This is a genomic window from Micromonospora sp. C95 (assembly GCF_018070465.1).
In the GTDB taxonomy this organism is placed as follows: domain Bacteria; phylum Actinomycetota; class Actinomycetes; order Mycobacteriales; family Micromonosporaceae; genus Micromonospora.
On the sequence record NZ_JAGPXT010000007.1, the window covers coordinates 124,779 to 139,650 of the forward strand.

General features: G+C 71.4%; 10 protein-coding genes and 1 CRISPR repeat array. Of the genes, 6 read left to right on the plus strand and 4 right to left on the minus strand.

Going from position 1 to position 14,872, the window contains the following annotated elements:
* Positions 1–5: 5 nt before the first annotated feature.
* Positions 6–1,301 (plus strand): protein kinase, encoded by a 1,296-nt coding sequence (locus tag KBX00_RS11115; protein WP_307868441.1) that lies wholly within the window; start codon positions 6–8, stop codon positions 1,299–1,301.
* Here KBX00_RS11115 and KBX00_RS11120 read toward each other — a convergent pair.
* Together KBX00_RS11120 and KBX00_RS11125 are read right to left on the minus strand one after the other, a co-directional pair.
* Complete coding sequence (locus KBX00_RS11120; RefSeq protein WP_210825933.1) at positions 1,237–1,821, minus strand: hypothetical protein; 585 nt, start codon at positions 1,819–1,821, stop codon at positions 1,237–1,239. The two genes, KBX00_RS11115 and KBX00_RS11120, sit on opposite strands and share 65 nt — an antisense overlap.
* 161 nt (positions 1,822–1,982) lie before the next feature.
* Entirely contained in the window at positions 1,983–2,153 is a 171-nt protein-coding gene (locus tag KBX00_RS11125) for a hypothetical protein (RefSeq protein ID WP_210825936.1), read from the minus strand.
* A 95-nt stretch (positions 2,154–2,248) separates the two neighbouring features.
* On the opposite strand from KBX00_RS11125, the gene KBX00_RS11130 reads away from it, so the two are divergent.
* From KBX00_RS11130 to KBX00_RS11145, 4 genes are all read left to right on the plus strand, one after another.
* Positions 2,249–4,345: a class I SAM-dependent DNA methyltransferase gene (locus KBX00_RS11130; protein ID WP_210825938.1), complete on the plus strand. Its 2,097-nt coding sequence runs from the start codon at positions 2,249–2,251 to the stop codon at positions 4,343–4,345.
* A 153-nt stretch (positions 4,346–4,498) separates the two neighbouring features.
* A CRISPR array of direct repeats spans positions 4,499–7,516; the repeat unit is 29 nt; unit sequence CCGCTCCCCGCGCACGCGGGGGTGATCCC.
* 315 nt (positions 7,517–7,831) lie between these two features.
* Positions 7,832–8,338, plus strand: a complete 507-nt coding sequence (locus tag KBX00_RS11135; RefSeq protein WP_301547713.1) for a hypothetical protein — start codon at positions 7,832–7,834, stop codon at positions 8,336–8,338.
* Positions 8,339–8,340: 2 nt separating this feature from the next.
* Entirely contained in the window at positions 8,341–8,886 is a 546-nt protein-coding gene (locus tag KBX00_RS11140; protein WP_301547714.1) for a hypothetical protein, read from the plus strand.
* An 810-nt stretch (positions 8,887–9,696) separates the two neighbouring features.
* Positions 9,697–10,836 (plus strand): FAD-binding oxidoreductase, encoded by a 1,140-nt coding sequence (locus KBX00_RS11145; RefSeq protein WP_307868442.1) that lies wholly within the window; start codon positions 9,697–9,699, stop codon positions 10,834–10,836.
* Here KBX00_RS11145 and KBX00_RS11150 read toward each other — a convergent pair.
* Positions 10,794–11,261 (minus strand): NUDIX hydrolase, encoded by a 468-nt coding sequence (locus KBX00_RS11150; protein WP_210825945.1) that lies wholly within the window; start codon positions 11,259–11,261, stop codon positions 10,794–10,796. The two genes, KBX00_RS11145 and KBX00_RS11150, sit on opposite strands and share 43 nt — an antisense overlap.
* Positions 11,262–11,281: 20 nt before the next feature.
* Positions 11,282–11,947 carry a TOPRIM nucleotidyl transferase/hydrolase domain-containing protein gene (locus KBX00_RS11155; protein ID WP_301547715.1) on the minus strand — a complete coding sequence of 222 codons (666 nt, stop codon included), beginning with the start codon at positions 11,945–11,947 and terminating at the stop codon, positions 11,282–11,284.
* Positions 11,948–12,117: 170 nt separating this feature from the next.
* On the opposite strand from KBX00_RS11155, the gene rph reads away from it, so the two are divergent.
* Positions 12,118–14,832 (plus strand): rifamycin-inactivating phosphotransferase, encoded by a 2,715-nt coding sequence (gene rph, locus KBX00_RS11160; RefSeq protein ID WP_307868444.1) that lies wholly within the window; start codon positions 12,118–12,120, stop codon positions 14,830–14,832.
* Positions 14,833–14,872: the final 40 nt, after the last annotated feature.

Consider the following 14,872-nt stretch of genomic DNA (forward strand, 5'->3'; position numbering starts at 1 on the left):
AGCCGGTGGTGCCCGGCACGAGCCTCAAGGACCGCTATCGGCTGGCCCGATTCCCGTTGGCCCACCGGGGAATGAGCGAGGTCTGGCCGGCCCACGACGCGCTGCTCGACCGGCCGGTCATCGTGAAGTTCGTCGCCGTCACGGAGCTGGATCTGGTCCGCCGCTTCCGCCGCGAGGCACTGCTCACCGCCCGTCTCGACCACCCCGGCGTGCCGGCTGTCTACGACCTCGGCGAACACGCCGGCCACCCCTACGCGGTCCTTCAGAAGATTACCGGCGTCACCCTGTCGGACCTGGTCGCCGAACACGGTCCGCTGCCGATCGCCTGGGTCGCCGCCGTCGGAGCCCAGATCGGCAGCGTCCTGCTCGCGGCCCAGCGGCTCGGGCTCGTGCACCGTGACATCAAGCCCAGCAACGCCATGCTGGAGCCGAGCGGGGCGGTGAAGGTGCTCGACTTCGGCCTGGCCGTGATGCCCGACGACGACCGCTACTCCCGGATCACCCAGAGCGGGCAGGCGCTCGGCACGATCGGCTACATGGCACCGGAGCAGATCCTCGGCCAGCAGGCCGACCACCGCGCCGACCTGTACGGTCTCGGAGCCACCCTGTTCGATCTGCTCACCGGCAGCGCACCCTTCGACGGCCTGACCACCATGACCACCGTGCGACAGCAGATAGCCGCCACTCCGCCCCGACCCGCCACCCTGCGACCCGAGACCCCGGCCGCGCTCGACGACCTGGTGCACTCGCTGCTGGCGCCCACCCCCGACGACCGGCCGGACAGCGCCGCCGACGTGTACCGCGCGCTGGCCCCGCTGGCGGCGGATCTACCGCCGATTCCAGGCGTGCTCGACGAGTCCGTCACCGCGGTCCAGGCGTACGCCGCGATCGTCGGGCGCACCCCGCCGCCGCACGGAGCCTCCGTCACACCGACCGACCAGCCGTCCGATGTGGAACTGGAGCAGGCCGTCCGGCAGGCCGAGCAGATGCAGGCCGCGGGCGAGTTCCGCGCCGCCGCCCGGCAGTGGCGGCGGCTCGCCGAGCACCGGGCACGGCAGCACGGAGACGACGATCCCCAGGTGTTCGATCTTCGTCTGCGTGCTGCGCGTACCCATCTGGCGCTCGGCGAGCACGACCGGGCGGTGCGACAGCTCACGACCCTGCTGGCGGGCCGGGAGCGGGTGGACGGGCCGGATCACCCGGCCGTGCGGGAGCTACGCGAGGAGATCGCCCGGCTCAGCGTGGAACGAGCCGGCCCGCTTCCGCTGCCGCAGCAGTACGCGCCAGACGCGGATCGCTGAACAGCCGGGGCAGCAGCGCCGCCTTCTGCTCGGCGAACCGGCGACCCCCGTAACGGAAGATCTGGGCGCAGTTCTGCCCCCGCGTCTCCGTGGTCATCGCCCGTGCCGCCAGCGGCGAGTACATGGTGGCGTGCTTCAACCAGGCCGCCTCCTCGCCGTGCCGGTCGAATCCCCGGCCGCTCGCCGCGTGCCCGAACACGTCGTGGACCGCGCGGAACATGTCGTTCTCCCCGTCGCTGAGGTACGGGTGGGGGTTGCCGCTCGCCGCACTGGCGAACACCTTCAACCGGCGCTGCCGCACGTCGTCGATCATCGACTCGACGTCGGGGTACGGGTCCTCGTCGACGATGCGCACCGTCACGCCCAGGCCACCGAACTCCGCCCGCCCGACCAGGAGGTGGTACTGCTCGACGGTTTCCCGGCAGAACGCCGCGTAGGCGGCGTAGGCCCGCTCGTCACGCTGCGGGGCTGCCAGGTACGCGTCGGCGATGGCCGCGCCGACGACGGGGTCAAGGCGCACTCGCGCGTACGCCTGGGACGTGGTGCCGGGAGCGTAGCGCCGCGCGCCGCGACAGACGTACGCGACCGGCGGGAAGCACGGGGACGCAACAGGTGACGGCGTCGGTTCGCGCAAGGGTGTTCATGGTCCTCCTCAGGTCGACGGGATTCGGTAGGTGCGGGTCAGCGCGGCGTCGAGCCGTCCCGCGCCGGTTGCGGGTACGCGCCCTCGCGCGGGTCGGCGCGCTGCTCGCGCCGGAGCAGCTCGCCGAGCATCCGGATCTCGGAGGCGCGACGGGCCTGGCAGAGCTGGGCGATCTTTCCGACGGTGGTGCTGCGGCCGCGACGCGGCATGCGGAGCCTCCCGGAGGTCTGTGAACTGATCGAGCGGAACTGTAGCGCCTGTGAACCGTATCCACAATCTCGATCATTATGCTAACGTTCACGCCGTGACGACAGAGCCGACGCTGGCCCCGAGCGAGACCACCCTGACCGCCAGCGGCATCGCCCGCCTGGCAAACGTCGGCCGGGCCGCGGTGAGCAACTGGCGACGGCGCTACGCCGACTTCCCGACGCCCGTCGGCGGCACTCCGACGAGCCCGTCCTTCGACGCCCGCGAGGTGGAGCACTGGCTACGCCGACACGGCCGGCTGCACCAGGCCGGCACCGACGAGTGGGCCTGGCGGCACATCGAGAGCTACCAGCCGGCGGCGCAGCTCAGCGACGCACTCGGCATCGCCGGCGCGCTCCTGCTCGTCCGCGCCGACCAGTCCCCCGCCGCCGGCACCGCCCCGCCCGCACCGAAACAGCTCGTCACCCGGCTGCGCGCCCTCGATCCCGGTCTGGCCACCATGGTCGGCACCCTGCTGCCGAAACAGTGGACCGCGCAGCTCAGCACCCTGCTCGGCGCAGTCGACCAACTCGGTGTCGAACAGGGCCCGGAGTCGGCCTTCGAATACCTGCACCACCGCTACGTCTCCTCGGCCCACTCCATGTCCGGCCTGGCCGGGACACCGGACACCGTCGCCGAGGTGATGCTGGCCCTCGCCGGGCCGGGAGACGTCACCTTCGACTTCACCAGCGGCACCGGGTCGATCCTGCGGATGGCCGCCGACCGGGCGCTGACCCGAGGTGCGGCCACCCGGTGCTACGCCCAGGAAATCAACCCGCGGTACGCCCTGATCACCATGCTGCGGCTGTGGCTGCTGCACCTGCGCACCCGACGCAGCAGGCCCGACGCCGCGCCACCCGTCGTCCACGTCGGCGACAGCCTGCTCGCCGACGCACTGCCCGACCTGCGGGCCGACGTCGTCGTGGCGAACTTCCCCTTCGGCGTACACGAATGGGGCCACGACAAGCTCGCCTACGACCCCCGCTGGACCTACGGCCTGCCCCCACGCACCGAACCCGAACTCGCCTGGGTGCAGCACGCCCTCGCCCACCTCGCGCCCGGCGGCACCGCCGTCGTCCTGATGCCCCCCGCCGCCGCGTCACGCCCCGCCGGCCGCCGCGTCCGCGCCGAACTGATCCGCCGTGGCGCGCTACGCGCCGTCGTCGCCCTACCCGCCGGACTCATGCCGCCCACCGGCATCGGACTCCACGTCTGGGTGCTCACCCAACCCGACCCACACCAGCCACCGCCCGGCGACCTACTCGTGGTCAACACCACCACCGCCCCCGACCAGCCACTCGCCGACACCGTGGCCACCGCGTGGAGCGCCTACCGCTCCCCCGCGTACGCGGAACTACCCGGCGTGCACCGCACCGTCTCCGCCATCGACGTCCTCGACGACCAGGTCGACCTCACCCCGCAACGCCACCTCCCACACACCGGCGACCTCGCCGCCGACCCGGCCCGGGTCATCGCCCGGATCAGCGAGTTCGACAAACTGCTCGACCAGCTACGCCGCGGCCTGCCGGCAGTACGACAGACACCGGACACACCCCTGCGCGACGCCCCACAGGCCGACGTCGCCGACCTCATCCGCTCCGGCAGCATCTCCGTACACCGCGCCACCGCACGCAGCCGATCGACCGGCACCACCGCCACCGCCACCGCCGTTGTACTGACCGCCGCCGACATCCTCTCCGGCAGCCCGGCCACCGGCACCACGACCCGCACCGACGACGAACCAGGACCGGAGGTACGCCCCGGCGACATCCTCGTCCCGGTCATCGGCCGCAGAATCAGCGCCCGGGTGGCCGCCCCGGAGCAGGTCGGTGCCGAACTCGGCCCCGGCACCCAACTGATCCGCGTCGACACCACCCGCTTCGACCCGTGGTTCATCTCGGGCGTCATCTCCCGCACCGACAACCTAAGAATCGCCGGCCGCGCCGCCAGCACCGGCAACGGCGCCGTCCGCATCGACGTCCGTCGACTGTCCATCCCGGTCCTACCGCTGAGCCAGCAGCGGGCGTACGGCGAAGCCTTCCGCCGCCTCGTCGAGTTCCGCGCCACCCTGGAGCGAGCATCAGCGACCGGTGCCACCCTCGCCCGTGAGATCAGCGACGGCCTCACCTCAGGCGACCTCGGCATCTCCTCCTGAGCAGACCGGCACCCCACCCGCCCGGTACGCTGCACCCAACCGCGCCCCAACGGCCACGCGCCACCCTCCCACGCCGGCCCGAAAGGGACGATCTTGCAAACCAAAGTGAACGAAAACGGCGTACTTGATCTCTAGCCCCGCAGGTCAACAAGCCCGCTCCCCGCGCACGCGGGGGTGATCCCAACATCACGACGTGGTTCGCCGGCTGGGACATCCGCTCCCCGCGCACGCGGGGGTGATCCCCTGGACGGTGAGCAGCCGGCCGACGACTTCCCCCGCTCCCCGCGCACGCGGGGGTGATCCCCCGTCCTCCATCAGCACACCGTTGTCGACGGCCCGCTCCCCGCGCACGCGGGGGTGATCCGGCCGAAGGGCTGGTACGCGGCCAGCCGGGCGACCGCTCCCCGCGCACGCGGGGGTGATCCCGTGGAACGGGAAGTCCTGCGCGCGGTCGGCCGCCGCTCCCCGCGCACGCGGGGGTGATCCCGACCGGCCCGACCGGGAGCAGCCGATTCCGGCCCGCTCCCCGCGCACGCGGGGGTGATCCCGTGTTCTTGGCCGTGCTCATGGTGGGGACGCTCCGCTCCCCGCGCACGCGGGGGTGATCCGGGAAACCATCCGGCGGCGGTGACCGGGCGTACCCGCTCCCCGCGCACGCGGGGGTGATCCGCCGGATGGAACACTCAGAAAGTATTCGTCGCCCCGCTCCCCGCGCACGCGGGGGTGATCCCGATGTCGGCGTGTCCTTCGCGGCGCGGATCGGCCGCTCCCCGCGCACGCGGGGGTGATCCCGGACGAGGGAGTACATCCATGACGAGGAATCCCCGCTCCCCGCGCACGCGGGGGTGATCCCAACGTCGTGCGGTGCTGGGCGATCCAGGGACCCCGCTCCCCGCGCACGCGGGGGTGATCCCCCACCAACGACAGCAGCTGGTTCAGCGGGATACCGCTCCCCGCGCACGCGGGGGTGATCCCTCCACGTCCAACTGAACGTCAACTTCGCCGACCCGCTCCCCGCGCACGCGGGGGTGATCCCGCGGCGCGCTGGGCGTGCGTCACCTGGTCGCACCGCTCCCCGCGCACGCGGGGGTGATCCCCGTGGACCGGCACCGCGAACGGGCTGATCGTGCCGCTCCCCGCGCACGCGGGGGTGATCCCACAACGGCAGAGGACTAGACAACTCTTACGGGCCGCTCCCCGCGCACGCGGGGGTGATCCCTACTAACCTTCACGAAAAGACAGGCATCCCTCCCGCTCCCCGCGCACGCGGGGGTGATCCCGGTCACTGTTCCCGGCACCATGGAAACAACCGCCGCTCCCCGCGCACGCGGGGGTGATCCCTTTCTAGTGGCCCCGCCGTGTGCGTGTGGTACCCGCTCCCCGCGCACGCGGGGGTGATCCCGGTATGTCGGTCACCGGCGGCCCGTCCGACTTCCGCTCCCCGCGCACGCGGGGGTGATCCCGGCCGCGCTTCGATGAACTGCCAGAACAGCGACCGCTCCCCGCGCACGCGGGGGTGATCCCGAGGAGGGTGGCCGGTCCCTGACGATTGATCGCCGCTCCCCGCGCACGCGGGGGTGATCCCTGACGCCACGCCGGTAAAGCGGCGGGCGGCTCCCGCTCCCCGCGCACGCGGGGGTGATCCCTCCGGACCGGAGTACATCCCTCAGAGCCGACCCCGCTCCCCGCGCACGCGGGGGTGATCCCGGCGACAAGAAGCAGGTACTGATTCGTCCGTTCCGCTCCCCGCGCACGCGGGGGTGATCCCAAGCAACTCGTCGTCGACCCGGTCGTCGGGCCCCGCTCCCGCGCACGCGGGGGTGATCCCCTGCTCGAAACCAGTACCGCAAGCGCGTTGGTCCGCTCCCCGCGCACGCGGGGGTGATCCCCGTGAAGGCATGGTCCTGTTCGCGGACGAACTCCGCTCCCCGCGCACGCGGGGGTGATCCGGCGGCCCCTTCCGTACTTGAGGAGGTGCTGATCCGCTCCCCGCGCACGCGGGGGTGATCCCCGGAAGGAGTACCAGGCCACGCGGGTCCGTGTCCGCTCCCCGCGCACGCGGGGGTGATCCGGCATCCGCCCGTTCGTTCAGGATCTGGCCTTTCCGCTCCCCGCGCACGCGGGGGTGATCCCTACCAGGCCGCCGTGGATGCCGTGACCGCATCCCGCTCCCCGCGCACGCGAGGGTGATCCCATCGGGTTGACCGGGTCCCATTCGTTGAGGTCCCGCTCCCCGCGCACGCGGGGGTGATCCCAACCGGCCAATGCCGTGGTCCCCCAGGATGTCCCGCTCCCCGCGCACGCGGGGGTGATCCGAACGGGGCGGAGTGGGTGAGGGTCGGGTCGCCCCGCTCCCCGCGCACGCGGGGGTGATCCCAGGGTCCGGCAGACGGTGAAGCTGTGGTAAGCCCGCTCCCCGCGCACGCGGGGGTGATCCCCCCGCCGGCCCCAACTACTGGCCCGAGGGTGTCCGCTCCCCGCGCACGCGGGGGTGATCCTGTCCGTGCCGCGAGGCCGGGTCTCCGCCGTCACCGCTCCCCGCGCACGCGGGGGTGATCCACACGCAGCATGAACGCGAACGATCCGCCGGTCGCCGCTCCCCGCGCACGCGGGGGTGATCCCGTCACCTCCACCGAATTCCGCGCCGTGATCTACCGCTCCCCGCGCACGCGGGGGTGATCCCGTGGTACGTGTCCGCCGTCAGGGCGTCACGCACCGCTCCCCGCGCACGCGGGGGTGATCCCAGTGGGACCAGGACCAAGCCGCCGCCCTCGCCCCGCTCCCCGCGCACGCGGGGGTGATCCCAATCGTTATCTGGTCGCGGTAATCGTCGGGTTCCGCTCCCCGCGCACGCGGGGGTGATCCCACGCCGCCCTTGGTCACAGCGACACCCCGTAGCCGCTCCCCGCGCACGCGGGGGTGATCCCCGTACGCGGTGTCCGGGATGTTGCCGGCCGTACCGCTCCCCGCGCACGCGGGGGTGATCCCGCCACTCGGGTACTTCACTCGGGTGGCGTTTTCCGCTCCCCGCGCACGCGGGGGTGATCCCTGCGCCGAGCGGCGCACACTGCCCGCATCCGTCCGCTCCCCGCGGACGCGGGGGTGATCCCCCGCTGAGCCAGTGGTACGGGCTGCTCGGTCACCGCTCCCCGCGCACGCGCGGGTGATCCCCGGTAGGCCATCCCCTGCCCTGAGTTCGGCACCTTGAGCGGGCACCAGACCGGTAGCTTCTTTGGGCACCAGGTGGCCCATGAGCTCGGTGGGGAGTGGCTGGTCGCTGAGCAAGATCGGCACCTTGATTCGGCGCCAACTCGCGTCAACTGGCCATGATCGGCATCATGGTTGGTACCAGCGCCCAGCTCCGCCCGGCACTCTGTGTAACTTCTTCGCGACTCCTTGCGTTGGCCTTAGTTGATCGTTAGATTCGTTGACAACTATCAATCAGCTGGAAGATGGATGTCAGGGAACAGGCTTCGATCGGCGCGGTTGGCCGCCCTTGTGGTGGCCTCGACGCTGGTTGCCACGGGGGGATTCGCATCAGCGGCATCGGCCGATGTGGGGCCATTGGATCACTGCACATCGGTCGATGGCGGGGATCTGGTCTACGACGACTTCACCAAGTACAACAACTCGTTGTCGCATGCGGTGAATCAGTGGAACTCGCTGAACCCGATCAACGTCAAAGCTGATACGGCTTCGACCTACGCGGACGTCGACGTGTCCGACTACACCTCTTCGAGCGACAGTCGGGCGGGCTGGTTCGACTGCAGTGCGGGCGCGGACGACATCAAACTGAACACACACCACATGGACGGCTACAACGAGTCGCAGAAGCACGCCGTCATGACCCACGAGTTCGGGCATTCCCTCAAGCTCGGCCACGGGCCGGAGATCGCGGTGATGGACTCGTGCCCGGCCTGTTACAACCCGAACATGAGCAACAACCTGCAGTCGTGGGACATCAACTCGTATCACAGCGTATGGGGGTACTGAGCATGAACCGCCGCCTTGCTCGACCGCTGGTCGCAGGTGCCGCCGCCGTTGCGGTGGCCTCTGGCGGGTGGTTGGCCTACGACTCGCTGCGCGCGGGTGAAACGCACTCGGTGCACTCGTCCTACGCGTTCGACGTAAAGGATGAGACGAAGGTGGCGGGGTTCGCCGACTACGTCGTCGTTGCGACGGTGGACCGTATCGCCGAGGTGCAGGAACGCGACGGCGCGCCCTACACCGTCTTTGACGTCACCGTGGACAAGACTCTCAAGGGCGAGCCGACCAAGACGCTGCGAGTGGTCCAGCTGGGTGGAACCCTTGGCAAGGACACCTGGCGGGTCGACGGCGAGCCCTTGCTGCGGCCCGGCACGACCTACGTGCTGGCCGCGAAGACGGAGCAGGGGCGTGGAACGCATCAGCTGGTGGGCGGGGCGAACTTCCCGGTCGTCGACCGAGCCGCGGCCCGCGCTGGGGGCTCGAACCCGGTGGCCGAGTGGCAGGACAGCGTCGACCGCCAGCGGTGGCCCGACGAACTCCCCAAGAGTTCCTGACCGCTGCCCTTCGACCGAACACCTTGTGGCCTGCCGTCCCGGCCTGGGGCGACAGGCCACACGCCGTCCTGGCGAGGGCCTCGAACCCGGCCTCTTCGAAGAGCTACCGATGGGGCGGTTGGTGGCTTCCCCCGGGTCAGGGGGTCGCGCCTCCTGCTGGTGTTCATTCGGCGATCCGGTACCAACCTCAGCCTCGACACGCGGGACTGCCCGCTTCGCCGGTCTTGCTCGACTTGTTGATAACGGCCGGTTTAGGTTGATCCCGGTCATATCGGGAGGCCGGGTTGTTCACGCGTGTTCAAGCCGAGATCGCCCGGTTGCGGCGTGAGGTGGCTGAGTTGCGGCAGGAGAAGGAGATCCCGCGTAAGGCGGCCGCCTATTTCGCGAAGGAGATGGATCGGTGACCAGCCGCTTCCGGTTCATCTCCACCTACCGCGCCAGGTTCGGCGTGAAGCGGCTGTGCCGGATCCTGGCGGTATCCCGCTCCGGGTTCTACCGCTGGAGCGCCAGCGAGCCGGCCCGGCAGGCTCGCGCCGCCGACGAGGACGCCCTCGCCGAGCAGATCACCGTGGTCCACGCCGACTCCGGTGGCGCCTACGGGTCGCCGCGGGCGACCGCCGAGCTGGCTTTGCAGTGCCCGACGACAAACGTCACCGCTGGCCGGAAAACCCATCGCGGCGACGGACACGAGGCGGTACGCGACATCCACGGTCCGGGCGCATGGCTGAGTCGGGGTTGTCGTGGGTGGCTGTTCGTGGGATGCATGAACGGGCCGCCGATCATTTCTGGGCGTTCATGGAGGATCGGTCGGTGCGGTTTCTGCCGCACCGGTACGCGGCGATGTTCTTCACCACGCTCGGGCAGGTGATCGCGGGTCGGGACCACCCGGCGGGGCGGCGGGCGGCGTTGGCGGTGTTGGGGCGGACGTACCACCGGTTCGGGCTTCAGCCCTATCACGACACCGCGATCAGCGCGGCCATGGTGGACACGGTGGGCCGGTTCGCGGGTACCGCCTGGGGTCCGGCCTCGGCGGGCCGGTGGGAGCAGGGCTGCCGGCGGGCGTTGCGGTTGGCGGAGCGGGCCGCCGGGGTGGTCGGCGACGGGCCGCAGGTGATGGTGGGTGAGGTCGAGTCGCGTACCGAGCCGGTGGCGGGGGTCGCGGTGCTGACGGTACGGCCGGTGCGGCGACTGCGGTACGAACCGGGTGAGGCGCTGCCGGTGTGCACGCCGAGGCTGCCCGGGGTGTGGCGGTGGTTGTCCCCGGCCAATGCGCCCCGCCCGGACGGGCGACTGGAGTTCCATGTTCGCGCCGTCGCCCGGGGTGTGGTGTCGCCGATGCTGGTCGGTGCGGTGACGCCGGGCGACACGCTGTGGCTGGGGCCACCGGCCGACGTCGGGCTGTCGCTGGCCGCGATAGGTGGGGCGGATCTGCTGCTGGCGGCCGGCGAGACCGGCCTGGCACCACTGCGGGCGATGGTCGAGCAGGTGGCGGAATCGCCGGGCGACCGTCGGGTGGCCCTGGTGGCGGGTGCCCGCACCCTGTTCGACCTCTACGATGCGGTGGCGCTGGACAAGCTCGCCGACGCCCACCGGCGCTGGCTGACGGTCGTACCGACGTTCTCGCACGACCCGGCGGTGGAACCGGCCGCCCAGGGTGACCTGCTCACGGCGGCCCTCTACCACCATCGGCCCGGTCAGGCGTTCGTCGTCTGCGGTCCCCCGGGGCTGATCGAGCGGGCGCGGACGCGGCTGCCCGCCGCCGGGGTGGCCGCCCGCGACCTGCACCTGGCGCTCACCTTCGACCGTGCCATCGACGCGGCCCGCTGGCTACGCCGGCCGCAGCCAGCCGATCGCGGCCCCGGCCACGCATGCACGACTGCCACGAACGCCGGCGGCAGAGCGTGCTCTCAGTGCTGGACGAGCCCGCCGACCGGGACCGACGGGACGTGACCGGTTGCCGGACGTGTCCGCGCCAGGGCAAGGCCGACGTCCACGAGGGAGGATCGGCGGAGGTGAACCACGTCCGGTATCGGGATCCAGACCGGCTCGGCAGTTTCGCCGTTCGGCTCCGGCCGCAGGACCCCGCCCGTGATGCGGACCTGGTAGAAGATGCCCACGTTCTGGTGCACGAGTCCTGAGCGTGCCTCGGCGGCGGGAATCACTCTGGAGTCCACACCCAGCAGACGTTCGACCACCGCGTCGCAGCCGGTCTCCTCGGCAACCTCCCGGATCACCGCATCGACCGGATCCTCCGCGTGCTCGACCCGGCCGCCCGGGAGGGACAGGTTCGTGCCACCCGACGGCTGTCCGCAACGGACGAGCAGCACCCGCGCACCGTCGATGCACACGGCGTACGCGGCCAGCCGGAAACTCATCTCAGCAACGCCATGCCGGTTCAGACGCCGGCGAGGAGCGCGTCGAGGGGGCGGGGCACGATGTCCCGGGCGACGGCGGCCTCGACGAGCAGGCGGGCGTAGCGCTGGTTGCGGCGGGAGCTGCTGCGCAGGAATCGCCACAGTTGCGCGTCGGGATCCCGGCCGCGCCAGGCGGGCTGGCTCTGGAACCCACGGAACAGCCGCAGGTCGCCCTGCGCCTCGAAGAGGGCTTCGACGGCCGCACTGCCGACGGCACGGATCAGCTCGTCCTCCAGGTCGTCCACGCAGACGAAGAAGCCGAGCTGCGCCATCTCGGCGCGGGTGCCAGGCGTACCGACGCCCGCCTCGGTCAGGCCGCGCCGGAAGATCTCCTCCTCGCGCAGGTCGCACAGGCCGGCGAGGCGTACACCGATGCCCGGCGGGCCCAGCCTGGTCAGGAAGCGGCCGATCGCGTGGGCCCCGCCGATCGGCACGATGACGATTCGCTCGGCGGCGAGGTCGCGGCCGCGGCCGGCCGCCAGTGCCTCCAGGGCGATCTGGTCACTGATGCCCTCGACGAGCACCACGGCCTCGGCGGACTCGGCCTGCGCCAGAGCGCGGGCGGTGGCCTGCATCGAGGCGGCGTTGCCGCCCAACGGCCCGTCCAGGCCGATCCGGGGCGGCTCGCGACGCGAGGTGACATCCATGGTGGGCCTCCCCCGCCCGATCGGTGGCGGAGCCCCGCGACGGGTGACAACGACAAAAGGCAGAGAGTCACCTCCCTGCCACTCCTAACGTATAGCGCACCGGGGGGCTTGTGGCAAGACCCGGGTTCTGCCGCAGAATCGTCGGCCGGACGAGGAAACGGGGGAAACACGTGCGGGAGCTGTCGACGTACGAGACGACCACGCAGTACGTGGTGGGGCTGCACGACATCGGCGAGACGCAGGGCGACGTCGCCGGCGGTAAGGGGGCGCACCTGGGAGTGTTGTCGCGGATCGACGGCGTCCGGGTGCCGGCCGGCTTCTGCGTCACGACCCACGCCTTCCGGCGGATCATGGCCGAGCTGCCGTCGATCGAGGATCGGCTCGATCGGCTGGCGCGGCTGCATCCGGAGGACCGGGATGCGATCCGGGCGCGCAGCGCCGAGATCCGGCACGCCATCGAGGCCGTCCCCGTACCGGACGATCTGGCGGCGGCGATCATCGGCGCCGTCGACGCACTCGACGGGCGGGCCGGGTACGCCGTCCGGTCCAGCGCCACCGCCGAGGATCTGCCGGCGGCCTCGTTCGCCGGCCAGCACGACACGTACCTGAACGTGGTGGGCCCGACCGCGGTCGTCGCGCAGGTCCGCCGGTGCTGGGCGTCGCTGTTCAGCGAGCGGGCGGTGACCTACCGCCAACGCAACGGCGTCGACCACCGTACGGTCGGGATGGCCGTCGTCGTGCAGCGGATGGTCGTCCCGGACGCGGCCGGCATCCTGTTCACCGCCGACCCGGTCACCGGCAACCGGAAAGTCTCCTCCGTGAACGCCAGCTTCGGTCTGGGCGAGGCCCTGGTCTCCGGCCTGGTGAACCCGGACGTGTACACGGTGCGCGACGGCGAGATCGTCGCCCGGACGGTCGCCAGCAAGCAGCGGACCATCCACGCCCTACCGGCCGGGGGCACCCGGGAACAGGCGATCGAACCGCAGCGGCGGGAGCAGCCGGCGCTGACCGACAACCAGGTCGTACGGCTCGCGCAGCTCGGCCGGCGAATCGAGGCACATTTCGGTCGCCCGCAGGACATCGAGTGGTGCCTGGTCGGCGACGACTTCCAGATCGTGCAGAGCCGGCCCATCACGACGCTGTTCCCCGTCCCGGCGGCCGATGACCGGGACAACCACGTCTACGTCTCGGTCGGCCATCAGCAGATGATGACCGATGCCATGAGGCCGCTGGGGCTGTCGATGTGGCAGTTGACGGCCATGGCACCGATGCGGGTGGCCGGTGGTCGACTGTTCGTCGACGTCACCCAACGCCTGGCGTCACCCGCGAGCCGCGCCGCCCTGCTGGACATCATGGGTAGGGGTGATCCGCTGGTCAGGGACGCACTGGCGACCATCCTCGACCGCGCCGACTTCATCCCGACGGGGCCGGACCTGCTCGCGGCACGCCCGGACCCATCCGTGGCGACGCGGCCTGACGCGACGGTGGGCGGGGCACCGACCGCCGAGGTGCGGGCCGGTGGGGCACAGGCCGCCGAGGCGGTAGCTGGTCCGAGCCGCACCCCGATCGACACGGACCCGGCCATCGTCGCCGGGCTGATCGAGCGTAGCCGAGCCTCCATCGCCGCCCTGCGGCGCGACATCCGGACGAAGACCGGCACCGGGTTGTTCGACTTCCTGACGACCGCGTTCGCCGAGCACAAGCGAGTCCTCGGTGACCCGCTGAGCATGCAGGTGATCATGGCGGGGATGGAGGCGACCTGGTGGCTCAACGACTACCTCGGGGAGTGGCTGGGTGAGAGGAACGCGGCCGACACGCTGACGCTCTCCGCCCCCGGCAACGTGACGTCGGAGATGGGACTGGCGCTGCTCGACGTCGCCGACGTCATCCGCGTGCATCCCGAGGTGGTGGCGTTCCTGCACGACGTGGCGGACGAGAACTTCCTGGACGAGTTGCCGAAGCTGCCCGGCGGCACCGAGGCACGTCGGGCCATCGAGGCGTACCTCGACCGGTACGGCATGCGCTGCGTCGGCGAGATCGACATCACCCGGCCACGGTGGCGCGAACGTCCCACCACGCTGCTGCCGGTGCTCCTGGAACACGTCCGGCGCGCCGAGCCAGGTGCGGCCGAGCGTCGTTTCGAGCAGGGACGGCAGGCTGCGGAACAGAAGGCGCAGGAGGTGCTGTCCCGGCTGCGCCGCCTGCCGGACGGGGAGCGCAAGGCGACCGAGGCCAGGCGCATGATCGACCGGGTCCGGACCTTCACCGGCTATCGGGAGTACCCGAAGTACGACATCATCAGCCGCTACTTCCTCTACAAGCAGGCCCTGCTGGCCGAGGCCGAACGTCTGGTGCGGGCACAGGTGATCCGCGAGCCGGAGGACGTCTTCTTCCTCACCTTCGGTGAATTCCACGACGCCGTACGCACCCACCACGTCGACGCCGGCCTCGTCCGACGGCGCCGGGAGGAGTTCCGGTCGTACCAGGCGCTCCGGCCGCCCCGGGTGCTCACCTCCGACGGTGAAGCCGTCGACGGGGTGTACCGGCGTGACGACGTGCCGGCCGGTGCCCTGGTCGGCCTGCCGGTCTCCACCGGGACCGTGGAGGGACGCGCCCGGATCATCCTGGACCTGGGCCGCGCCGACCTGGAACCGGGCGACATCCTCGTCACCACCCACACCGACCCCAGCTGGACACCCCTGTTCGTCGCCGTCGCCGGCCTGGTGACGGAAGTCGGCGGACACATGACCCACGGCGCGGTGATCGCCCGGGAGTACGGCCTGCCAGCCGTTGTCGGGGTGGCGGATGCCACCACGCTGATCACCGACGGGCAGCGGATCCGGGTGCACGCCACCGACGGATACGTGGAGATCCTGCGCAGATAGACGCGCTGGCTTGCGTGCCAACGAAGCCGGCGCGCCGCCG

Coding starts and splice junctions, on each gene's coding strand:
- KBX00_RS11125 (WP_210825936.1), bottom strand. CDS start 2,153: ATGCCGCGTCGCGGCCGCAGCACCACCGTCGGAAAGATCGCCCAGCTC.
- KBX00_RS11140 (WP_301547714.1), top strand. CDS start 8,341: ATGAACCGCCGCCTTGCTCGACCGCTGGTCGCAGGTGCCGCCGCCGTT.
- KBX00_RS11150 (WP_210825945.1), bottom strand. CDS start 11,261: ATGAGTTTCCGGCTGGCCGCGTACGCCGTGTGCATCGACGGTGCGCGG.
- KBX00_RS11155 (WP_301547715.1), bottom strand. CDS start 11,947: ATGGATGTCACCTCGCGTCGCGAGCCGCCCCGGATCGGCCTGGACGGG.